This window comes from Kitasatospora xanthocidica (assembly GCF_014656195.1).
Taxonomy (GTDB): domain Bacteria; phylum Actinomycetota; class Actinomycetes; order Streptomycetales; family Streptomycetaceae; genus Kitasatospora; species Kitasatospora xanthocidica.
Map to the genome: position 1 here is coordinate 25541 of NZ_BNBY01000039.1, position 21719 is coordinate 47259.

The 21719-nt window shown below is 75.0% G+C and carries 23 protein-coding genes and 1 pseudogene; 12 read left to right on the forward strand and 12 right to left on the reverse strand.

Annotated elements, in window-relative coordinates:
* Window positions 1-65 precede the first annotated feature (65 nt).
* The 4 genes from IE332_RS36710 to IE332_RS36725 are packed head-to-tail and all read left to right on the forward strand — an operon-like array spanning window position 66 to window position 3566.
* Window positions 66-1211, forward strand: coding sequence for an acyl-CoA dehydrogenase family protein (locus IE332_RS36710; protein WP_189925316.1), 1146 nt, complete (start codon window positions 66-68; stop codon window positions 1209-1211).
* Entirely contained in the window at window positions 1208-1939 is a 732-nt protein-coding gene (locus IE332_RS36715) for a phosphoribosylanthranilate isomerase (protein ID WP_189925318.1), read from the forward strand. Before IE332_RS36710 ends, IE332_RS36715 begins: the two co-directional genes overlap by 4 nt.
* Complete coding sequence (locus IE332_RS36720; RefSeq protein ID WP_189925321.1) at window positions 1936-2646, forward strand: indole-3-glycerol-phosphate synthase; 711 nt, start codon at window positions 1936-1938, stop codon at window positions 2644-2646. Before IE332_RS36715 ends, IE332_RS36720 begins: the two co-directional genes overlap by 4 nt.
* Complete coding sequence (locus IE332_RS36725; protein WP_189925323.1) at window positions 2643-3566, forward strand: alpha/beta fold hydrolase; 924 nt, start codon at window positions 2643-2645, stop codon at window positions 3564-3566. The genes IE332_RS36720 and IE332_RS36725 overlap by 4 nt, the downstream gene beginning before the upstream one ends.
* A gap of 184 nt (window positions 3567-3750) precedes the next feature.
* Here the strand turns inward: IE332_RS36725 and IE332_RS36730 are convergent, their stop codons facing one another.
* Window positions 3751-4491, reverse strand: a complete 741-nt coding sequence (locus IE332_RS36730; RefSeq protein ID WP_189925325.1) for a class I SAM-dependent methyltransferase — start codon at window positions 4489-4491, stop codon at window positions 3751-3753.
* Between the two features lie 84 nt (window positions 4492-4575).
* The gene (locus tag IE332_RS36735) at window positions 4576-5346 is read right to left on the reverse strand and encodes a helix-turn-helix domain-containing protein (RefSeq protein ID WP_229929204.1); all 771 of its coding nucleotides are present in this window, start codon (window positions 5344-5346) and stop codon (window positions 4576-4578) included.
* Window positions 5347-5527: 181 nt separating this feature from the next.
* Here IE332_RS36735 and IE332_RS36740 point away from each other — a divergent pair, with 181 nt between their 5' ends.
* Complete coding sequence (locus tag IE332_RS36740; protein ID WP_189925329.1) at window positions 5528-6967, forward strand: amidase; 1440 nt, start codon at window positions 5528-5530, stop codon at window positions 6965-6967.
* Window positions 6968-7097: 130 nt separating this feature from the next.
* Window positions 7098-7892, forward strand: coding sequence for an MBL fold metallo-hydrolase (locus IE332_RS36745; protein WP_189925331.1), 795 nt, complete (start codon window positions 7098-7100; stop codon window positions 7890-7892).
* 34 nt (window positions 7893-7926) lie between these two features.
* Here the strand turns inward: IE332_RS36745 and IE332_RS36750 are convergent.
* A pseudogene (locus IE332_RS36750) lies at window positions 7927-8184 on the reverse strand (cupin domain-containing protein); the annotation flags it as partial.
* On the opposite strand from IE332_RS36750, the gene IE332_RS36755 reads away from it, so the two are divergent.
* Window positions 8170-9108, forward strand: a complete 939-nt coding sequence (locus tag IE332_RS36755; RefSeq protein WP_189925333.1) for a GlxA family transcriptional regulator — start codon at window positions 8170-8172, stop codon at window positions 9106-9108. The pseudogene IE332_RS36750 and the gene IE332_RS36755 overlap by 15 nt on opposite strands.
* A 308-nt stretch (window positions 9109-9416) precedes the next feature.
* Here the strand turns inward: IE332_RS36755 and IE332_RS36760 are convergent, their stop codons facing one another.
* On the reverse strand, window positions 9417-10136 hold the full coding sequence (locus IE332_RS36760) for a hypothetical protein (RefSeq protein ID WP_189925336.1): 720 nt from the start codon (window positions 10134-10136) through the stop codon (window positions 9417-9419).
* Window positions 10137-10344: 208 nt separating this feature from the next.
* On the opposite strand from IE332_RS36760, the gene IE332_RS36765 reads away from it, so the two are divergent.
* A complete protein-coding gene (locus IE332_RS36765; protein WP_189925338.1) occupies window positions 10345-10530 on the forward strand; it encodes a hypothetical protein in 186 nt (61 codons plus the stop codon).
* Between the two features lie 95 nt (window positions 10531-10625).
* Here IE332_RS36765 and IE332_RS36770 read toward each other — a convergent pair whose 3' ends face one another.
* Both IE332_RS36770 and IE332_RS36775 read right to left on the reverse strand, forming a co-directional pair.
* Entirely contained in the window at window positions 10626-11900 is a 1275-nt protein-coding gene (locus IE332_RS36770) for an acyltransferase family protein (protein WP_189925340.1), read from the reverse strand.
* Window positions 11901-12110: 210 nt separating this feature from the next.
* A complete protein-coding gene (locus IE332_RS36775; protein WP_189925342.1) occupies window positions 12111-12743 on the reverse strand; it encodes a TetR/AcrR family transcriptional regulator in 633 nt (210 codons plus the stop codon).
* Between the two features lie 132 nt (window positions 12744-12875).
* Here IE332_RS36775 and IE332_RS36780 point away from each other — a divergent pair, with 132 nt between their 5' ends.
* Entirely contained in the window at window positions 12876-13367 is a 492-nt protein-coding gene (locus tag IE332_RS36780) for a cupin domain-containing protein (RefSeq protein WP_189925343.1), read from the forward strand.
* A gap of 39 nt (window positions 13368-13406) precedes the next feature.
* Here the strand turns inward: IE332_RS36780 and IE332_RS36785 are convergent, their stop codons facing one another.
* The 5 genes from IE332_RS36785 to IE332_RS36805 form a co-directional block, all read right to left on the reverse strand.
* A complete protein-coding gene (locus IE332_RS36785) occupies window positions 13407-13598 on the reverse strand; it encodes a hypothetical protein (protein ID WP_189925344.1) in 192 nt (63 codons plus the stop codon).
* A gap of 98 nt (window positions 13599-13696) precedes the next feature.
* The gene (locus IE332_RS36790; protein ID WP_229929205.1) at window positions 13697-13945 is read right to left on the reverse strand and encodes a hypothetical protein; all 249 of its coding nucleotides are present in this window, start codon (window positions 13943-13945) and stop codon (window positions 13697-13699) included.
* A gap of 82 nt (window positions 13946-14027) precedes the next feature.
* Window positions 14028-14693, reverse strand: a complete 666-nt coding sequence (locus IE332_RS36795) for a DUF6875 domain-containing protein (protein WP_189925345.1) — start codon at window positions 14691-14693, stop codon at window positions 14028-14030.
* Window positions 14690-15364 carry a hypothetical protein gene (locus IE332_RS36800; RefSeq protein WP_189925346.1) on the reverse strand — a complete coding sequence of 225 codons (675 nt, stop codon included), beginning with the start codon at window positions 15362-15364 and terminating at the stop codon, window positions 14690-14692. Before IE332_RS36800 ends, IE332_RS36795 begins: the two co-directional genes overlap by 4 nt.
* A complete protein-coding gene (locus IE332_RS36805; RefSeq protein WP_189925347.1) occupies window positions 15361-16878 on the reverse strand; it encodes a pyridoxal phosphate-dependent decarboxylase family protein in 1518 nt (505 codons plus the stop codon). Before IE332_RS36805 ends, IE332_RS36800 begins: the two co-directional genes overlap by 4 nt.
* 335 nt (window positions 16879-17213) lie before the next feature.
* On the opposite strand from IE332_RS36805, the gene IE332_RS36810 reads away from it, so the two are divergent.
* On the forward strand, window positions 17214-18728 hold the full coding sequence (locus IE332_RS36810; protein WP_189925348.1) for a multicopper oxidase family protein: 1515 nt from the start codon (window positions 17214-17216) through the stop codon (window positions 18726-18728).
* A gap of 133 nt (window positions 18729-18861) precedes the next feature.
* Here the strand turns inward: IE332_RS36810 and IE332_RS36815 are convergent, their stop codons facing one another.
* The gene (locus IE332_RS36815; RefSeq protein WP_189925349.1) at window positions 18862-19200 is read right to left on the reverse strand and encodes a hypothetical protein; all 339 of its coding nucleotides are present in this window, start codon (window positions 19198-19200) and stop codon (window positions 18862-18864) included.
* Between the two features lie 292 nt (window positions 19201-19492).
* Between IE332_RS36815 and IE332_RS36820 the strand changes: the two genes are divergently transcribed.
* Window positions 19493-19792, forward strand: a complete 300-nt coding sequence (locus tag IE332_RS36820; RefSeq protein ID WP_189925350.1) for a YciI family protein — start codon at window positions 19493-19495, stop codon at window positions 19790-19792.
* A gap of 135 nt (window positions 19793-19927) precedes the next feature.
* A complete protein-coding gene (gene pgm, locus IE332_RS36825; protein ID WP_189925351.1) occupies window positions 19928-21568 on the forward strand; it encodes a phosphoglucomutase (alpha-D-glucose-1,6-bisphosphate-dependent) in 1641 nt (546 codons plus the stop codon).
* Window positions 21569-21719: the final 151 nt, after the last annotated feature.

Below are 21719 nucleotides of genomic sequence, written 5' to 3' on the forward strand. Positions count from 1 at the left end.
CCCGTCGCCGGCCCTGCCACCCCGGGCCCCGCCACCGGCGGGCCCGGGAGGAAGGCGGCTTTACCGTGATCCGCTGGAACGCCGACCAGACGGCCCTGCGCGAGGGCCTGGCCCGCTTCGGCGACGACCTGAGCGCCGGCCACATCGAAGGCGACGAACAGGCCGCCTTCTCCCACGACAAGTGGCGCCTGATCCAGAAGACCGGCATCCTCTCCCTGCCCTTCGACGAACGCTACGGCGGCCTGGGCCAGTCCCTGCTCACCACCATGTACGTCCTCGAAGGCCTCGGACAGACCTGCCGCGACGGCGGCCTCAACTTCTCCGTCACCACCTCCATCGCCTCCACCGGCGTCCCCCTGCAGGCCTTCGGCTCACCCGCCCTCAAAGAGGCCTACCTGCCCCGCATCGCCTCCGGCGACGCCATCGGCGCCCACGCCATCACCGAGACCGACAGCGGCTCCGACGCCATGCAGATGCGCACCCGCGCCGTCCGCGACGGCGACGACTTCGTCCTCACCGGCGCCAAGACCTTCGTCTCCAACGGCCCCGTCGCCGACGTCATCGTCGTCTACGCCCGCACCCACCCCCAGGGCGGCGCGCTCGGCGTCACCGCCTTCCTCCTGGACGCCGACACACCCGGCCTGACCACCGGCAACCCCATCAAGAAGATGGGCCTGCGCACCTCCCCGCTGTCCGAACTCTTCCTCGACGGCGTCCGCGTCCCCAAGGACCGCGTCCTGGGCCGCGTCGGCGGCGGCTTCATGGTCCTCGACCACGTCATGAAACGCGAGATCCTCTACTCCTTCATCGTCAACACCGGCGAGATGCAGCACCGCCTGGCCCGCTGCCTGGACTACGCCAAGACCCGCATGTCCTTCGGCAAGCCCATCGGCTCCTACCAGTCCGTCGCCAACAAGATCGTCGACACCAAGATCCGCCTCGAGACCGCCCGCAAGTGGCTCTACGACACCGCCCAGCGCCTGGAGGCCGGCGACAACGTCACCGTCGACATGGCCATCGCCAAACTCCTCACCAGCGAGTCCAACCTCGCCACCTCCCTGGCCGCCGTCCAGGTCTTCGGCGGCAACGGCTACATGTCCGAATACGGACTGGAGAAGGACGTGCGCAACGCCGTCGCCGGCACCATCTACTCCGGCAGCAACGAGATCCAGTACAACCGCATCGCCGCCATGCTGGGACTCGGCAAATGACCGCCCCCGCCACCCTGGCCGCCACACCGCCCGCCCCCGTACGCCCCGGCCACCTCAAAGTCTGCGGCGCCCGCAGCCGCGCCGACCTCGCCCTGCTCGCCGACACCGGCCCCACCCTCGTCGGCCTGTGGCACGGCGTCCCCGACGGCCCCGCCGACCTCGAGGCCGACCACCTCGCCGACCTCGCCGCCACCGCCATCCGCCTGGGCCTGGAACCCGTCCTCGTCACCTTCCTCGACGACCCCGACCGCCTCGCCCGCCTCGCCCGCTCCACCGGCATCCGCTGGATCCAGCTCCACGCCTACCAGAGCCCCGCCCTCGTCGCCGACCTGCGCGAGCGCCTGCCCTACGCCGTCCTCGTCAAAGTCCTCCACCTCTCCCGCGGACGCTGCCTCGAACGCGCCTTCACCAAAGCCTTCGAACGCGCCGGCACCGACCTGTTCCTCCTGGACACCGTCACCGACGACGGCCGCGTCGGCTCCACCGGCCAGAGCCTGGACCCCGCCCACGTCCACGCCCTGCTGCCCCGCCTCAACACCCCCTTCCTCCTCGCCGGCGGCCTCAACACCGCCAACCGCGACACCTACCGCACCGTCACCGACCACCCCCTCTACGCCGGCGCCGACATCGACACCGCCGCCCGCGACCGCACCGGCCACTTCACCCACGACGCCGTCACCGCCCTCACCCGCGCCTGGCACCCGCGCCTCCAGGAGGCCACCGCATGAGCGACACCACCACCGGCTTCGCCAACGCCCTCCTGGGCGCCCGCCGCCCCCTGGTCATGGAAGTCAAACTCCGCGACCCCCACGGCGGCGACCTCCTCGCCGGACGCACCGTCACCGACCTCGTCACCCGCTACGAACAGGCCGGCGCCCCCTGCCTGTCCGTCGTCACCGGCCGCTGGTTCGGCGGCACCACCCGCCTGCTGCGCGACGTCACCGCCGCCACCACCCTGCCCGTCCTCCAGAAGGACTTCCTCACCCGCCCCGCCCAGCTCGAAGCCGCCCACGCCATGGGCGCCTCCGCCGTCCTGCTCACCGCCGCCCTCCTGCCCGCCACCTCCCTCACCCGCCTCGTCACCTGCGCCCTCTCCCTGGGCCTGACCCCCTTCGTCGAGATCACCCACGAACGCGAACTCGACCACCTGCCCCACCCCGAGAGCTGCGTCATCGCCGTCAACAACAAGGACATCCGCACCCGCGAACGCGACAGCGGCGACCTGGAGCGCAGCCTGCGCCTGCTGCCCGCCGTCCGCGCCACCGGCTGCCCCGCCCCCGTCTCCGCCTCCGCCATCACCGACCCGCACACCGCCGCCCGCCTCCTGGACGCCGGCTACGCCGGACTCCTCGTCGGCACCGCCCTCATGCGCACCGACGACATCCCCACCTGGCTCACCACCCTCGACGCCGCCCGCACCGGAGTCGCCGCATGACCACCGACCCGCTGCGCACCCGCTCCCTCGTCCTGGACGCCGACGGCATCCCCCTGTCCGCCCTGGTCGCCGAACCCGAACACGGCGAACCCAAGGCCGTCGTCCTCGCCATCCACGGCCGCGGCATGCGCGCCGCCTACTTCGCCGGCCCCGCCCACCCCGACACCAGCCTGCTCACCCTCGCCGCCGACCTCGGCTACACCGTCCTGGCGATCGACCGCCCCGGCCACGGCGCCTCCGCCCACCGCCTGCCCGCCGGCCGCCTCATCGCCGACCAGGCCGCCACCCTGCACGCCGCCCTCACCGACTACGCCCGCGCCCACCCCACCGGCGCCGGCGTCCAGCTCCTCGCCCACTCCTTCGGCGGCAAGATCGCCCTCCACCTCGCCGCCCACTGGCCCGACAACCCCCGCCTGCCCCTGCTCGGCGCCGACATCAACGGCCTCGCCCAGCACTACGCCCCCGGCGCCTGGGACCGCCCCGACGACCTCGCCGGCGGCGGCCGCCTCAACTGGGGCCCCCTCTCCCTCTACCCGCCCGGCACCTTCCACGCCGCCCGCGCCCTGCTCACCCCCGTCCCCGCCCTCGAAGGACGCGAACTCGCCACCTGGCCCGCCCGCTACGCCGCCCTCGCCGCCCGGGTACGCGTCCCGGTACGCCTGACGATCGCCGAACACGAACACTGGTGGCGCCTGGACCCGGCCTCCCGCGCCGCGCTGACCGCCGCCTTCCCCGAGGGCCTGGCCCACCTGGTCACCGCCCACGGCGCCGGCCACAACCTCTCCCTCGGGCACGCCGCCCGCCCCTACCACCTGCGCGCCCTCGCCTTCACCGACGACTGCCGCACCCGCGCCGCCCACCCCGGCGCCCAGGCCCAGGCCCAGGCCGGCGCGGCGGCGCCGGTGCTGGCCGCCGTCTGACCCGCCGCCCCGGCCCCGGGCGCGCGAAAGGCCCCGCCACCCGGCGGGGCCTTCCTGCCGTGCGCACCCGGGGCCTACGGGGCGATCTCGAACGCGGGCGCCCGCGCGCCCGGGCCGATGTCCTGTTCCACCCTGTGATCCCGTCGGTGCGGGCCCGGGCCCGCACCGCCCCACGCCCCGGGCCCTACCCGTCCTTGACGGCCTCCAGCAGGGTGACGGCCAGGTACGGGCCCCCGTACCAGTAGGCGGGGCCCAGATCGCGCAGCTCGCCCCGGCCCAGGTGGGCGGCGTACCTGCGGGCCATCGGGCGCAGGTCGGCGATCAGCAGCCGCCCGCCGGGGCGCAGGACGCGTAACGCCTCGTCCAGCGCGCGGTACCGGTCCCGGGGCGAGGGGATGTTGTGGATCGCCAGCGCGCTCGTCACGACGTCGAAGGAGGCGTCCGGGAACGGCAGCGCCCTCATGTCACCGGTGCGCACCTGCACCCGGTCGCCCACCCCGGCCGCGGCGGCGTTGGCGAGCGCGGCGGCGCGGGTGTTGCCGCTCTGGTCCGCGGTCCACAGGTCCACGCCGACCGCGCGGCCCGACGGCAGCCGCCGCGCCGCCTCGATCAGCACCATGCCGCGCCCGCAGCCCAGGTCCAGCAGGTCCTCGTCGCCGGCCAGGCCGGCCCGGTCCAGTTCCCGCGCCCACAGGCGCAGTTTGCCGCGCAGAGTGGTGTGCAGGTAGACGCCGCTGTGGGCGAGCAGCGCCGCGCCGGCGGCGGCCAGCGCGGCGCGTGCGGGCCGCAGGGGAGCGCGGCGTACGGCGGCCAGGCAGCAGGCCAGTCCGGCGGCGGCGGTGGCCGCCGGGAAGGCGGGCGCGTCGATGCCGTACCGCGGCCCGCGCGGGCGCGGCAGGGGGGTGTCACGTCGAGTCCGGTCCATGCCCGCAGTGTGGCCAGGGCCGCTGGCGGGCGTCTTGGACGAATGTTCCCGCACAGCCGGCCACCCCCGGCGCCGACGGTTGTCTCAGGTGTGCGGTGTCCGCCCGGGCCCGGGGGCGTTCCAGGCGACGGAGTCGACCGCCAGCCAGGGGGCGAGCGCGACGGCCGTGGGGGTCACGCCGGCGAAGGCCATGACGTCGCGGTGGAGGTGGGACTGGTCGCTGTAGCCGCTCTCGGCCGCCACCCGGGTGGCGCTGTGGCCCGCCGCGAGGCGGTGGACGGCGTGGTCGAAGCGCACCAGCCGGGCCGCGTGCTTGGGGCCGAGGCCGATCTGGGCGTGGAAGCGGGACCACAGGCGCTTGCGGCTCCACCCGGTCTGCGCCGCCAGTTCCTCGATCCGCACCGCCCCCCGGCCGCGCACCAGCCGCCGCCACGCGTACGCCACTTCGGGATCCACCGGCCGGCCCGCCTCCAGCCGCCGCCCCAGCACGGCCGCCGCGATCGCGAACCGCTCCTGCCGGCACCCGCAGGCCCGCAGCCGCTCCCGCGTCCGCGCCGCCTCACGCCCCCACAGCTCCTCCAACGGCACCACCGCCGCGGCCAGGTGAGCCGGGTCGCCGAACACCGCGTGCGCCACCGGCGGCGACAGCCGCACCTGCAGCACCTCCACGTCACGGCCGCCGCCGCGCACCGCGCCGGGCGCCAGGCCGACGACCACAGCGCCCCCGTGCCGGACACCGCCGGCGTCGTCGACGGCGAGCGTGTCGCCGCCGAGGTCGACCACCACGGTCACGGCCGGGTACGGGACCACCCCCAGCTCCACCGGGTCCGCGCCGCGGGCACGGAAACCGGCCATGGCGACCCCGCGAACAAGGCCCGGCCGCACGGGAGTCGAGATGTCCCACAGCGCGGCGGCGGCACGAGAGGACCCGACGGCTCGCACACCGCAAAGGCTACGCGACATTCGTCCAAGACACGACGCCCCCACCGCCGCGACGCTGACGGCACACCAACGCCGGCACCGGGAAGGACCGTTCGTGACACACCCGCCGATCGACCCGTACACCTCCGCCGTCGGCCTCGCCGCCGCCATCCGCCGCAAGGAGCTCAGCCCCGCCGAGGCCGCCGACCTCTACCTCACCCGCGTCGACCACCTCGACCCCGCCCTGAACGCCTTCTGCCACCGGGCCGACGAGGACGTGCGCGAAGCCGCCCGCGCCGCGGCCGACACCCTGGCACGCTGCGACGAGCCCGACGGCCTGCCGCCGTTCCTCGGCGTCCCCCTACCCGTCAAGGACCTCCTCGACGTCGCCGGATGGCCCACCACCCACGGCTCCCTCGCCACCTCCCGCACCCCGGCCGCCTCCAGCGACCCGGTCGTACGCCGCTTCACCGCCGCCGGGTTCGTCCTGCTCGGCAAGACCACCACCTCCGAATTCGGCGCCCTGCCCTTCACCGAGAGCCCCGCCCTGGGCATCTCCCGCAACCCCTGGGACCCGCAGCGCACACCCGGCGGCTCCTCCAGCGGAGCGGGCGCAGCCGTCGCCGCCGCGATGGCCCCCCTGGCCCACGCCGAGGACGGCGGCGGCTCCATCCGCATCCCGGCCTCCTGCAACGGCCTCGTCGGACTCAAACCCACCCGCGGCCTGATCACCGGCGCCACCGTCAGCGTGGAGGGCCTGGGCACCAGCGGCGTCCTCACCCGCACCGTGGCCGACACCGCCGCCGTCCTCGACGTCCTGGCCCGCCACGACCCCGGCGCCTGGTGGTCCCCGCCCGGCCCGCACCGCCCCTTCACCGCCGCGCTCGCCGCCCACGCGCCCACCGGGCTGCGCATCGGCGCGCTCACCCGCTCCCCGGTCGACGGCGTCGACGTGGACCCGGCCTGCGCCGCGGCCGTCACCCGCACGCTGCGCACCCTCGAAGCGGCCGGCCACCACATCGTCGACACGGCCCTGGCGCTGCCGCGCACCGAGGAACTGGTCGCGGCGTTCACCACGATCTGGAACACCGGCGCCGCCGGGGTCCCGCTCGCGGACCCCGAGCGCGTCGAGCCGCACAACCGGGCGCTGCGCGCCGCGGCGCGTGCGGTCGACTCCTGGGCCTACGCGGAGGCGGTCAAGCGCACCCAGCACCTGTCGCGGCGCATCGTCGAGGGCTTCCTCGCCGGCTTCGACCTCCTGGTCACGCCCACGATGGCGTGCCTGCCGCCGCTGATCGGCGCCTGGCGGGCGGGCACCGAGGACGACCCGTCGGCGGCCCTGCGCAACAGCTACCCGATGGGGGTGTTCACCTCGGTGTTCAACGTCACCGGCCAGCCCGCGGTCTCCCTGCCGCTGCACCACGACGAGGCCACCGGCCTGCCCGTCGGCGTCCAGCTCGTCGCCGCCCCCTGGCGCGAGGACCTCCTCCTCCAGGTCTCCCGCACCCTCGAACTCGCCCACCCCTGGACCGGCCGCCGCCCGCCCCTCGCCTGACGGCCCGCCGGGCCTTCGCGTGGTGCGGGAATGACCGGGCGGTGCCGACGGGTTGCAGCCGGTGGCCCGCCCACGGAGGACTCCTGCGGCGCGGGCACCGTGACGTGGACGGACACCGGGAGGGTACGGCGTGAAGATCGGCGACATCGAGGTCCTGGCGGTCGCGGACGGGGTCGGCACCGAGGTCGCCGCCGAGATCCTCACCCGCCCCGGCGTGGACGACCCGTGGGCCTGCCACGCCCACCACCTGGCGGCCGACGGCACCCTGGCCCTGCCGCTGGGCGGCTTCCTGGTGCGCGGCGGCACCCGCACCGTGCTGGTCGACGCCGGGGTCGGGCCGTTCGACGACGGCAGGTACTGCGGCGGCGCGCTGGTGGACTCGCTCGCCGCCCACGGGGTGACGCCCGGGGAGGTGACCGACGTGGTCTTCACCCACCTGCACTTCGACCACGTCGGCTGGGCCTCCGTCGAGGGCCGGCCGGTCTTCCCCCGCGCCACCTACCGCGCCCACCGCGCCGACTGGCAGCACTTCGTCACCGGGGCGGGCGCCACCCCCGAAGCCGTCGCCAAACTCACCCCCGTCGAAGGACAACTGGAGCTGTTCGACGCCGACTTCACCCTCGCCCCCGGCGTGGACGCCCTCCACCTGCCCGGCCACACCCCCGGCACCACGGCGTACGTGCTCTCCTCCGGCGGGCGCCGCGCCCTGCTGCTGGGGGACGTGGCCCACTCGGTGGTGCAGTTCGGCGAGCGCGACTGGGAGGTGATCTGGGACGTCGACCCGGCGGCCGCCTCCGCGGTGCGCAACCGCATCGCGGACGAGGCCGCCGACACCGGCGACCTGCTGGTCGCCGCCCACTTCCCCGGCATGCGCTTCGGCCGCGTCCTGGCCGGCGACGGCGGCCGGCGCTTCGTCGCGGTGTAGCGCGGCTTCCTCCCTTCACCGGGCCGGCCGGCCCTCAGGTGCCCAGGGCGTGCCCGGTCGTGGCGTCCACGTGGCCGGGGAGCTCGTCGTGGCGCTCGCCCACGCTCAACGTGCCGGAGGGCTCGAACAGGAGGACCGCGGCGCCGGAGGGGGCGCAGGGCTTGTGCTCGGTGCCGCGCGGCACCGTGAACACCGCGCCGCGCGGCAGCACGACCGTGCGCTCGCCGGCCGGCTCCCGCAGACACACGCCCGCCCGGCGGACCTCCACCGGGTCGTCGTGATCGTGGACGAGAACTCCAACCCCTTCGAACTCGGCTGCGCCACCGAGGTCTTCGGCCTGCCCAGACCGGAACTCGGGAGTGAGCTCTACGACTTCAGGCTGTGCGCGCCCCAGCCGCGCACCCTGATGCGCGACGGCTTCTTCACCCTCACCGGGGTGGAGGGCCTGGCGGCCGCCGAGGCCGCGGACACCCTGATCGTCCCCAACCGGCCCGACCCCGGGGTGCCCCGGCGCCGCGAGGTGCTGGAGGCGGTCCGGCGCGCCCACGCGTGCGGCGCCCGCCTGATCGGCTTCTGCAGCGGGGCCTTCACCCTGGCCGAGGCCGGCGTCCTCGACGGGCGCCGGGCCACCGCGCACTGGCAGTGGGCGCACTCCTTCCGCGCCCGCTTCCCCGCCGTCCGCCTCGAGACGGACGTGCTGTTCGTCGACGACGGCGACATCCTCACCGCCGCCGGCAGCGCCGCCGCCCTCGACCTCGGGCTGCACGTGGTGCGCCGCGACCACGGCGCCGAGGTCGCCAACACCGTCAGCCGCCGGCTCGTCTTCGCCGCCCACCGCGACGGCGGCCAGCGCCAGTTCGTGGAACGCCCGATGCCCGACACCCCCGACGAATCCCTGGCCCCCGTCCTCGCCTGGGCCCAGGAACGGCTCGACACACCCCTCACCGTCCCCGACCTCGCCCGCCGGGCGGCCGTCAGCCCCGCCACCTTGCACCGGCGCTTCCGCGCCCAGCTGGGATGCACCCCGCCGGCCTGGCTCACCGGCGAACGCCTCGCCCTGGCCTGCCGGCTGATCGAACGCGGCGAGAACCGCATGGAGGCCGTCGCCCGCCACAGCGGCCTGGGCACCGCCGCCAACCTGCGCGCCCTGATGCGCCGCACGACCGGCATCACCCCGACCGCCTACCGGCGCCGCTTCGGCCCGGGGACGCCCTGACGGCGGCGGGGCGGTCGATGACGGTCGACAGGTGGTCCAGGGCCGTGTCGTTCTCGAAGTTCCCGCTGCCCCACGTGCCCACGAGGTCTCCTCCGAAGGGTGTCGTCGTTTCCGGGAGGCCATCGAAGCAGGCCGCACCGACAGCGCCGGCCGTGGCGTGGCGCGTGCGGCGGGGCGGGGCGTGTGTGGCGGGGCCTGTGCGGCGGGGCCGCCCGGTGGCCGGGGGAGGGGACGCGCCCCCGGGCGGCCGAGCAGCCCCGCCGTCACGCCGTCCGGCGTCAGGCCGTCCGCCGTCAGGCCGTCCGGCGTCAGGCCTTGCGGATGGAGTAGGCGACGCCGCTGCCGTAGCAGTTGCTGCTGGAGTAGTAGCTGCTGACCACCCAGCCGGCGGGCAGCGGGGAGAAGGAGCAGACGACGGCGGAGGTCTGCGTGGTGATCTTGAAGAGGGTGTAGGCGACGCCGGTGCCGGCGCAGTTGCTGCTGCTGTACGAGCTGGTGACGACCCACCCGGTGGGGATCGGGGTCATGGAGCACGCGCCGGCGCTGGTGTCGTTGACGGTGTTGTGCAGGGTGTAGGCGACGCCGGTGCCCGCGCAGTTGCTGCTGCTGTACGAGCTGCTGATCACCCATCCCGCCGGGATCGGGGTCATCGAGCACGCGCCGACGTTGAGGTCGTTGGCCACGTTGTGGAAGCCGTAGGCGACGCCGCTGCCCGCGCAGTTGCTGGTGCTGTACGAGCTGGTCACCACCCACCCGGCCGGCTTGGGGGAGAAGGAGCAGATGGCGAGGTTGGTCTGCCCGGCCGTGTCGGTGATCGTGTACGAGACGCCGGAGCCGGGACAGCCCCAGCTGCTGTACGAGCTGGTGACGACCCAGCCGGCCGGGATCGGGGAGAAGGAGCAGATGGTCGTGCTGCCGGTGACCCGCTGCGGGGCCGCCTGCGCCTGCGCGCTCGCGGCGGTCATCATGCCCAGGAGCAGCAGCACGACCGTCACCAGGTGCGAGGTGTGGGTCCGTAAGGTCTTCATGGCAGGCCTCAGATCTTCTCGGCGACTCGGAATTTGTGCGGGAGAGGTGAACGATGGGTACACGTTTCGTTCACGTCGGCTGAGATGCTGTCAGAGATCGTCCGGCGGCGCCAGAGTGAGCCGGGCAGCGGTCCTTCCCCCCTCCCGCACCGCCACGGCCGGGCGGCGGGACGCGCGCGGCGCCGGGGCCACGGAGCGGGTGTGGCCCATGGGTGAGGAACTCGCCAAGGCCGGCGCGGCCGGTGGGCGCGGCGGGACGTCGGCGGGGCCGGCTTCCGGTGCGGGGCCGGCCGGGTCGGCCGACGCCGCGATCTGCGTCTTCGTCCCCACCGTGGTCACCGGCCCGCACACCACCCGCCTGCACTGCCTCGGCCGGTTCGCCTACCGGGCCTGACGGCTCCCCGCCGGGGCGCCGCGGCCGCTCGACGCGGCAGGGGCCGTCCCCAGCGGGACGGCCCCTGCCACGTCGGTACGGTTTTCGGCGGGTCCCTAGCCGGGCACCCGCTGGCGGCCCGTGTCGGGCTGCGGCCGTTCCTGCCGCTGCCCGGGGAGGACGACGGCCTCGGGCCGTGCGGCGGGTGCCGGGGCGGGGCGGTCGCGGCGCGGCGGGATCCTGATGTCCTTGACCTTCAGGGCCGGGCGTTCGATCAGGTGCCAGGAGAGCGCGGCCAGTGCCGCGCTGAGCCCGACGGCCAGGACCCGGTAGCCGATCTGGCCGTACTTCGCGGCGCCCAGGACCAGCAGGAGCTGTTCGACCGGGAAGCCGTAGATGTAGAGCCCGTAGGAGATGTCGTGCCTGGCCCCGATCCTCCGGAACGGCCTGGGCAGGCGGATCGCCAGCCACAGCAGCAGGTAGGCGAAGGCCGGCAGGCCGATCACGAAGAACCAGCCCTGGAACAGGGTGGTGACGAAGACGGCGCCCGCCAGTGCTCCCCAGAGGTCGTTGACCCGGATCCGGTCCCGGTAGAGCTCGATCAGGGCGCCGAGGCCGAAGGCGATGATCAGCGGGATCAGGAGGCTCGGGCTGACCCCTCCCATGTGCGGGATCCTGATCAGCGGCCGTACGACGGCGGCCGGGTCGAGGTAGCGGCTGCCGAGGGCGTCGCCGAGTTCGATCAGGGCGAACCAGGCCGTGATCACCAGGACCACCCTGCGCGCCCGCCGCAGCACGCCCGACCAGGCGAGCAGGGCCACGCCCGCGTAGCAGAGCATCTCGTAGCGCAGCGACCACAGGGAGCCGTTGAACTCCGGCACCAGGATGCGGCCGGCCTTGGCCCCGCCCGTCATCACGCCGCCGATTTCGCTCTGGTACTGGCCGGCCAGCAGGTTGTGCCGGAGGAAGCCGAGCGGTGTCGCCCGGTCGTGCCAGAAGCCCGCGAGCCCGCCGTGCAGCCGGTGGTACATCAGCGGCGCGATCACGAAACCGGTCACCAGCAGGCAGGCCCACAGGCCCGGCAGCAGCCGCAGGGCCCGGTGCCACAGGAAGCGGCCGACGCCGAGGCGGGCCCCGCTGCGGGTGACGAGGACGCCCGAGAGCACGAAGAAGCCGTACACCGAGAGGTTGCCGAGGTTCGTCTGCCCGTGGAACGCGGCGTTGAACATGCTCTCCGTGCCGAAGGCGATGGGCCCGGCGTGGGAGACGATCACGCTGGACGCCATCACCAGGCGGATGAACCCCAGGCTGTTGTCGCGCCCGGAGAACAGCTCGGCCACGGTGCCGCGTGATCGCCACAGGCCTCTGGTCGCGGGTCTTCGGTTGGGCATCGGCTCTCCTGAATCTTGTATGACGAGCGAGAACGATACCGGCCGGTCGGAGCGGCACTTTCCGAAGACTGCCTGGTCGGGGCCCTGGCCGGGCCCGGGTGGGTGGCCGCGGGCGGCGCCGGTGTGCGGACGTCCCGGCCACCCGCCGGGGTGGCGGGGGTGGCGGCGTTGACGGGGGCCCGGTGGCCGCGCCGCGGTCGGCCGGGTCTCTCAGGCGTCCGGGCGGGGGCGCAGGCCCTGGACGGTGAGGTCGAGGAGGCGGCGCCAGGGGCCGCTGCCGGTGCGGACGGTGGCCGAGATCGCGCCGGCCAGGAGGTGGACGTCGGCGACGGTGGCGTCCGGGCGCAGCGTGCCGAGGCGGCGGGAGCGGTCGACCAGCACCCCGACCGCTTCCTCGAGTTCGGCGCGGGTGCGGCCCAGCGGGGCGGAGCCGGGGGTGCCGCGCAGGGCCTCGATCGCGGCGGACAGGCCGCGGTCGGCCTCCAGGACCTCGCCGACGTGGCGCAGGTAGTCCAGGACGGGGTCCTGGCCGCCGCCGTCGGCCAGCGCGCGGGCGTGGGCGAGGATCCCGGCGAAGCGGTCCTCGGCCGCGGCCTCCACCAGGTCCGCCAGGGTGGGGAAGTGGCGGTAGACGGTGCCCATGCCCACCCCGGCGGCCCGCGCCACGTCCGGGAGCCCGACCTGTTCGCCGCGCTCGGCGAACAGGTCGCGGGCCGCGGCCAGCAGCCGGGCCCGGTTGCGGGCCACGTCGGCGCGCGGGCGCCGCTCACCGCCCGGGGCGCCGCCCGCGCCGCTGCCCGCGGCACCGCCCGGGGTCCCGCCTTCGGTGGATCGCGTTGACATCGCATCGGCTCCTTCCTAGCATCAAAACGGAAAGGGAATCCGTTTCCGGAAGCAGTATACGGTGCGGGCGCGACACGGCGCCCGCCCGCGACGCGCCGCGCCCGCGGCCGAACCCGACGAGGGGACAACTCCATGAGCAGCGAACGGTTCTTCATCCTCCAGCCCGCCGAGAACCGGCCCACCGGCGTCCCGCTGCCGCCCGGCTTCGGCGTCAAGGCGACCACCGCCGACACCGAGGGCCGGGCCGCGATCCTGGTCAACCGGCTCGACATCGACGTCCCGCTCCACGTCCACGAACTGATGGACGAGTTCGTCTACGTGCTCGACGGCGCCATGGAGATCGACTACGACGGCCGCACCCACCGCCTGGAGGCCGGCATGTGCGCCCTGCTGCCGCACGGCGTCCCGCACGCCATGCGCAACGCCTCCCAGCCCCCGGCCCGCTGCCTCCAGGTCTCCACCCCCGGCGGCTGGGACCGCTACCTGGAGGACGTCTTCGCCGCCGGCCCCGCCCTGCGCACCGCCGACGGCCGGATGGACACCGCCAAGGTCAACGAGGTCGGCGCCGCGTACGGCATGCGCTACGTCCCCACGACGATGGCCATGCCCGGCCAGGACGGCTAGAACCAGGGGGCGGGGCAGGGCGGGACCGGGTGTGCCCGGCTACCGGTCCGCGGTGACCTTCTCGACCAGCTCGCGCTTGGGCCCGGCCTCGCGCGGGCCCTGCTGAACGGTGACGATCGGCATCCTCGGCTCCTTACCGGACCTCCCGCGGCCGGCTTCCCCGGCCGCGGGAACAGTCCACCCGGTCAGGGCCGCCCGCACCCGGACCCGGAACGCTCCGGCGGCGATCACGGATCCTGATCGCCGCAGCTCAGGTCAGGTCCACCGGGACCAGGGGCGGACGGCCCCGGCCACCCGCCGGCGGTCATGGCCGACTCCCGCCCACGTGGTCAGGCCGTATCCGGGGAAGTGACCTCGCCGCGCCGTCGGACCTCCTCGGCCTGAGCCCGCGCCGCGTCCGCCTCCGCTCTCGCCCTGACCCGGTCGTCCTCGAAGAGGAGCACACCGGCAAGGCCGTCCAGCGCATCGGCCATGGCGTCCCGCCAGTCGGCGAAGTCGCCGGGATCCGCACCGGCCGGCCGCCGCGACCTCACGGCGCGCAGGCGCACCAGCGCGGCTCTGAGCCGGGGGTCGACCACGAGAACTTCTTCCAGGGGGCACGCCGTCGACCCCCATCCTGCAGCAAGCCCCGAACACGGCAGGCGCAGGGGGAGGGGCGGATCAGGCGGCGGCCCGCTGGTGCGCGCGCACGCTGGTGACCAGCTGGTCGCGGATGCGGGCCGGGACCTCGGGGGCGAACCGGGCCAGGTAGTGGTTCAGATGGGTCTCGTCACCGGTGAGGAACGGCAGGTCGAAGACCAGCAGCTTGCGCACCGCCAGCAGCGGCACCGGCGCCCGCAGCGGACGGAACGAACGGTTCCACAGGCCCGGCTCCTCGCACACCGGGTGGAACTGGCCGATCATCAGGCCCTGTTCGACGAACTCGTCCTTGGCCTTGCGCTGCGCCTCGTCCAGCGCCGTGGAGTCGGCGCGGTCCAGCCCGGGCAGCACCAGCAGCACCGTCAGCAGCTCACGGTCCGACTCCTCGGCCAGCTCGGCCAGCAACGCGTCGTAGCGGGACCGCAGTTCACCCACCAGCGCGGGCAGGTCCCCGTCACCGCCGTCACGCTCGGCCACCGCGATGTGGAACAGGCCCCGGCGCAGCGAGGGCTGGGTGTACGGGCAGACCGGACCGCTGCGCCCCAGGTCGGGGTGGGCGGAGGTGAGGAAGCGGCGGGCCCAGTGGAGGACCTCGACGGCCTCGGGGTGGGCGGCGGCGTCGCCGGCGTCGATGCGCTCGGCGCTGAACACGCGCAGGGCGACGGCGGCGGGTGCGGGCGCGGTCATCGGGGCCCCCGCCACATCGGGACCAGGCGGGGTCCGCCGCCGGGCAGGGCGATGGTCTCGCCGAAGCGGGTGAAGCCGTGGGTGACGCACAGGTGGGCGCCGCCCGTCGAGCTGGTCTCGGCGTAGGCGGCCTGCCCGGCGGCGTCGACCTCCGCGACGACGGCGCTCAGCATCGCCTGGGCGGCGCCGGCGCTGCGGGCGTCGGGGCGCACCCCGGTGAACGCCAGGTAGTGGTGGGGGCGGTGGCGCGGGTGGCGGCGCTGCTGCAGGTGGGTGATGGCGGCCAGCCGGCGCGCGGACTCGCCGTGCCGGCCGGCGTCGATGGCCTCCGTCAGGGCGCGGGTGGCGGCGCCGTCGGCGCGGCCCGGGTCCTCCCACACGCCCGGCGGCAGGAACAGCAGCGCCCCCAGCAGCCGCCCGTACGCGGTGTCCTCGTGGGCGACCACGACGCCGTCGTGGGCCAGGCACTGTTCGAGGTGGACGCGGAAGAAGGCGGGCAGCACCCGCGCGCGGTGGTCGGGGTCGGGGAAGGCCCAGAGCATCAGCGGGTCGTCGGCGAAGGCGTCGGCGAGCAGCCGGGCCAGGGCCGGCGCCTCGTCGGGGCGGGCCCGGCGTACGGCGACGCGTACGGCGGTGCCCGGGCCGGCGGTCAGGGCGGTGGCGGTGGTCAACGGACACTCTCCTCGGGCGAGGGGACGGACGAGGGTGCGGACGAGGGGGAGCTCGGTACGGCGGTCGGTACGGCGGTCGGTACGTCGGACGAAGGCGAGGCGCACGGCCCGGCCGGTGCGGCAGCCGCCGCGACGGCCTCCGCCGCCAGCGCCGCCACCCGCGCGTGCAGCCGCGGCAGCCACGCCTGCGCCTCCGGCTTGATCAGCACGCTGCGCAGCACCCGCGCCCCGTCCGCGTCCACCCGTACCCCCGGGTGGCGGCGGGCGAAGTCGCCGGCGTCCACGCGCAGCACGCTCAGGTACACCGGGTCCCGCTCGTCGGCCATCCCGGCGCGCAGCACCCGGTCGCTGGCGGCGTCGACCGCCGACAGCGCGGGCCGCCCGCCGCCGGGGGTCGGGAAGTAGGTGACGATGTCCAGTTGCGGGCGCTGGTGCAGCGTCAGTTCGTCACTGGCCTCGATCAGGTCCGCCCAGGCCAGGGCGGTGCGCCGGCCGGTGGCCAGCCCCGCGCCCAGCCCGTCGGCGGTCAGCGGCAGCAGTTGCAGGGTCAGCCACAGCGCGGCCGCCGAGGCGCCGGCGCGCGAGCACTCCAGGCTGATCTCGCCCAGGTGCAGTTCGGCGTCGGTGAAGTAGGTGTACGGGGAGTCGTGGGCGAAGTGGCGGCCGATCGCCGGGTCGGCGAACAGCACCGCCCCGCAGCCGTAGGGCTGCAGGCCGTGCTTGTGCGGGTCGACGGTCACCGAGTCGCAGCCGGCGATCGCCCGCCACGGCAGCGGGTCGATGCCCAGCTCCGCGGCCCGCCCGTCGTCACCGGCCAGCAGCGCGAAGAACCCGCCGTAGGCGGCGTCCACGTGCACCCGCGCCCCGTACCGGCGCGCCAGCGCCAGCACCTCGTGCACCGGGTCCACCGCGCCCGGCCCGGTGGTGCCGCAGGTGACGACCACCGTGCCCACCCGCCCGGTGCGCAGCAGTTCCTCCAGCGCCCCCGGATCCATCCGCCCCTCGGCGTCGGCCGCCACCGCGTGCCCCTCCACCCCCAGCACGTGGCACATCCGGCTGTGGGTGTAGTGCGCCTGCGCGCTGTAGGCCACCCCCCGGCCCGGATGGCTCTGGCGCGCCACGTACAGCGCCTCCAGGTTGGCGATGGTGCCGCTGCTGGTCAGATGGCCCACGTGCGCGGGCAGCCCGAACATGGCGGCCAGCGCGGCCACGCACTCGCGTTCCATGTCGTTGGTCGCCGGACCGCCCTCGTAGGCGTGGTTGTTGGGGTTGAACCGCATCGCCGTCAGATAGCCCACCAGCGCCGCCGGATGCGGCGGCTTGACCATCTGCCCGGCGTACCGCGGGTGGAAGAACGGGTAGTTGTGCTCCAGCCGCTTGGCGAAGCGCTCGAACGCGGCGGCGAACTCCGCCTCGTCCACCCGGTGCGAGGGGTGCGCGGCGAACGACCCGAACCGCTCACCCCACCGCTCGGCCACCTCGGCCGCCCTCGGCAGCCAGTACCGCAGGTCCACGCTTGGGCCCTCCCCTTCGAGTCCTCCGCGAGCCCACCGGGCCCGGGACCGCCTCGGATCACGAGCGTTCCTCGACTACGTCCCGAGCCACCGTCCAGGCGCCGCGCAACGCGCCCGCAACACGCCCAGCTCACCGCCACCGGGCCCGCCACCCGCCCCACCCCGCGGCCCCCGAACCCGCCACCGCCACCCGCACCGCCCCCGCCGCCCGCCCAAGCCGGACCCAAGCGGCGCGCAAGGCGGCGCTGCTGCAATCACCCCCGGACCAGGCCCCGGACCAGGCCGCCCCGCACCCGCGGGGCACCCGGGGGAGCGGCACCCGGGAGGAACACGCGATGGTGAGCAGACGCAGGATGATCGGCGCCGCCGCGGCCACCGCAGGAGGCGTCCTGCTCATGCGCACCACCCTGCGCCCCGCCGCCCCCGCGGCCGCCCCCGCCGCCGCCGTCCAGGACACGGCCCCCGACCACACCCACCCGGGCGCCGACGCCCCCGACCCGGGCCCCGACACCGGCCCCGCCCTGGTCGAGAAGTTCACCACCACCCTGCCGGTGCCCCCGGTGCTCAGCCCCGTCTCCACCGACGGCGGCGCCGACACCTACGCCGTCACCATGCTCCGCTCCTTCGCCCGCATCGTGCCCGGCCACCGCACCGAAGTCCTCACCTACAACGGCGCCTTCCCCGGCCCGGTCATCCGCGCCCGCTCCGGGCGGCCGGTGATCGTACGCCAGACCAACCTGCTGGACGACGCCGTCTCCGTCCACCTGCACGGCTCCAAGGTGCCCGTGGCCAGCGACGGCGGCCCCATGAACCTCCTCGGCGCCGGCGCCACCCGCACCTACACCTACCCCAACGACCAGCCCCACGCGAGCCTGTGGTTCCACGACCACGCCCACCACATGGAATCCGAGCACGTCTACCGCGGCCTGGCCGGCACCTACCTGCTCACCGACGAGACCGAACGCGCCCTGCCCCTGCCCTCGGGCCGCTACGACCTGCCCATCGCCCTGCGCGACGCCCGCTTCGACGCCTCCGGCACCCTCGTCTACCGCATGGACGACCCCTTCAACCGCACCACCATCCTCGCCAACGGCCGCCCCTGGCCCAAGGTCGAGGTCGCCGCCCGCCGCTACCGGCTGCGCCTGCTCAACTCCTCCAACCTGCGCTTCTTCTCCCTGCGCCTGGCCGACGGCGGCCCGATCACCCAGATCGGCTCCGACGGCGGCCTGCTGGAACGCCCCCACACCACCGACACCGTCGACCTGTCACCCGGCGAGCGCGCCGACGTCGTCATCGACTTCTCCCGCTACCCGGTCGGCTCCACCGTCGTCCTCACCAACTCCCTGCCGCCGGGACCGCCCGAACACGTCGGCCAGGTCATGCGCTTCGACATCACCCGCGCCGCCGCCGACCCCAGCAGCGTCCCCGACCGCCTGCGCACCCTGCCCGCACCCGGCCCGGCCGCCCGCGAACGCACCGTCGTCCTCAAAGTCGAGGAAGGCACCGGCGGCGCCGCCCCGCGCGGCCTGATCGACGGCAGGACGTACGACCCGGCGCGCGTCGACGCCGCCGTCGCCTTCGGCACCTCGGAGATCTGGACGGTCGTCAACGCCAACACCGACGTCCCGCACAACTTCCACCTGCACCTGGTGCAGTTCCGCGTCCTCGAACGCAACGGCAAGGCCCCCGGCCCCGAGGAGTCCGGCCTCAAGGACACCGTGCGCCTGCTGCCCGGCGAGAGCGTGCGCCTGCACGCCACCTTCGACTCCTACCGCGGCCGCTACCCCTACCACTGCCACCTGCTGGACCACTCGGCGATGGGGATGATGGCCCAGATGGAGATCGCCTGACGGGGCCCGGCCGGTCCCGCGGCTCCCCGGGGGCCCGGGCCCCCGGGGAGCCACGGGAACGCCCCGATCAGCCGTCACCGGGGGACCGCCGTACCGCGGCCGTCCCCCGGCCACCCACCGCCCCGGCCCCGCACTACCGCTCCGTACGCCCCGCCTGCTGCTCCGTCAGCCGCAGATCCGCCACCGAGTACTCCCACATCCGCGCCTGGTACTGCGGCGCGCCCGCCGGGATCCGGGCCGCCGCCGCCCGCGCCTCCGCCAGCAGCGCCTCCCGCGCCCCGGGCAGGTGGGCCACCCGCGGGCCCTCGGCCGCCTCCCGCAGCACCAGCGCCAGCTTGTAGGCGTACACGTGCGGGGTGACGGTGAACAGCGTCCGGTACACCCACAGGCCCTCCTCGCCGTGCAGCACCCGCTCGTTGTGGCTCAGCAGCCGAACCCGCGCCTTCAGCACCAGATCCCCGTGCACGTTCATCTCCCGCGTCCCCCTTCGTCGTTGCGCTTCACCTCACCCCGCCCCCGGGCACGACGGCAGCACGCACCGGCCGCCCGCAACAGGGGCACCGGCACGTCAGAACCGTGGAAGGGGGGGGATGTCGCTCGAGTCTGCGGCCCGCGCCCACCGCGCGGCAAGGCGAAAACAGGGTGCGCTGCGTCCTACCGAAGTGTTGCCTGACCTGGCAGGATGGGGGTCGACAACCTTCCGGGCCCCGGAAAACGGCCCACCGGCGTGAGGACCCCGCGGTGGCACGGTTAGCCTGGGCGGCATGTTCGTACTGGAGTTGAGCTACACCGCCGAGCTGGAGCGGATCGACGCGGCGCTGCCGCAGCACGTCGCGTGGCTGGAGACGCACTACGCGGCCGGGACCTTCCTCGCCTCGGGGCGCAAGGTGCCGCGTGAGGGCGGGGTGATCCTGGCGGTGGGCGAGGACCGGGCCGCGATCGAGGCGCTGGTGGCCACCGACCCGTTCGCGGTCGCCGGGCTGTGCGCGTACCGGGTCACCGAGTTCCTGGCGACCACCACCGCGCCCGCCCTGGACGGCTACCGCCAGCAGCTGCCCGGCTGAACCCCGGGAAAGTTCGACCCCCGTGCCCCGGACCGCCCGTCGCGGTTCGGGGCACCGTCGCGTTCTGGCTACGATCGGTGAGTAGGCGTTGGTACGCGGAACCGGACACGAGTCGGAAGCGGCGGGAGAAGACTGATGGCACACGCACGGGCAGGGCAGCAGGCGCAGCCCGGTGACCTGGTGGACGTGGCGCGGCTGGTGACGGCGTACTACGCGCTGCACCCGGACCCGCAGGAGCCCGCCCAGCGGGTGGCGTTCGGGACCTCGGGGCACCGGGGCTCCTCGCTGGACGCGGCGTTCAACGAGGACCACATCGCCGCGACCACGCAGGCGATCTGCGAGTACCGCGCCGAACAGGGCGTGGCCGGGCCGCTGTTCCTGGGCGCGGACACCCACGCCCTGTCCGAGCCGGCCCGGGTGACGGCCCTGGAGGTGCTGGCGGCCAACGGCGTGCACGTGCTGATCGACGCCGCCGACGGCTACACCCCCACCCCGGCGGTCTCGCACGCGATCCTGGCGCACAACCGGCGCAGCCCCCGCGCGCTCGCCGACGGCATCGTGGTCACCCCCTCGCACAACCCGCCGCGTGACGGCGGCTTCAAGTACAACCCGCCCAGCGGCGGCCCGGCCGGGTCGGAGGCCACCGGGTGGATCCAGGACCGCGCCAACGAGCTGATCCGTGAGGGCCTGCGCGGGGTGAAGAAGGTCCCGTACGCCAGGGCCGTGGCCGCGGCGACCACCGCCCGCCACGACTTCCTGGGCGCCTACGTCGAGGACCTGCCCTCCGTCCTGGACCTGGACGCGGTGCGGGCGGCGGGCCTGCGCATCGGCGCGGACCCGCTGGGCGGGGCGTCGGTGGCCTACTGGGGGCGCATCGCCGAGGCCCACCGCCTGGACCTGACGGTCGTCAACCCGCTCACCGACCCGACCTGGCGGTTCATGACGCTGGACTGGGACGGGAAGATCCGCATGGACTGCTCCTCGCCGTCCGCGATGGCCTCCCTGATCGGCCGCAAGGACGAGTACGCCATCGCCACCGGCAACGACGCCGACGCCGACCGGCACGGCATCGTCACCCCCGACGGCGGGCTGATGAACCCCAACCACTACCTGGCGGTGGCCGTCGACTACCTCTACCGCCACCGCGCCGACTGGCCCGCCGACGCCGGCGTCGGCAAGACCCTGGTCTCCTCCTCGATGCTCGACCGGGTCGCCGCCGACCTGGGCCGCACCCTGGTCGAGGTCCCGGTCGGCTTCAAGTGGTTCGTCGACGGCCTGCTGGAGGGCTCGATCGGCTTCGGCGGCGAGGAGAGCGCCGGCGCCTCCTTCCTGCGCCGCGACGGCGGGGTGTGGACCACCGACAAGGACGGCATCCTGCTGGCCCTGCTCGCCTCCGAGATCACCGCGGTCACCGGCGAAACCCCCAGCGCCCGCTACCGCGACCTGACGAAGCGCCACGGCGCCCCCGCCTACGCCCGCGTCGACGCCCCCGCCGACCGCGAGCAGAAGGCCCGCCTGGCCCGGCTGTCCCCCGAGCGGGTCGGCGCCGGCGAACTCGCCGGGGAGAAGATCACCGCCGTCCTCGCCAACGCCCCCGGCAACGGCGCCGCCATCGGCGGCATCAAGGTGTGCACCGACAACGCCTGGTTCGCCGCCCGCCCCTCCGGCACCGAGGACGTGTACAAGATCTACGCCGAGTCCTTCCACGGCCCCGAGCACCTCGCCCGGGTCCAGGACGAGGCCCGCGCCCTGGTCGGCGAGGTCCTCGGCAGCTGAACCGGCCGCCGCCCGGGTCGCCGGGCGCAACCGCTTCGTCCGCCTGCGCCGCGCCGACCTCGACACCCGCTTCCCCGGCCTCCTCGACGCCCTCCTCGCCGCGGCCGCCGCCCCGGCCGCCCCGGAGCTCGCGTAGGGTCCGTACGGCTTG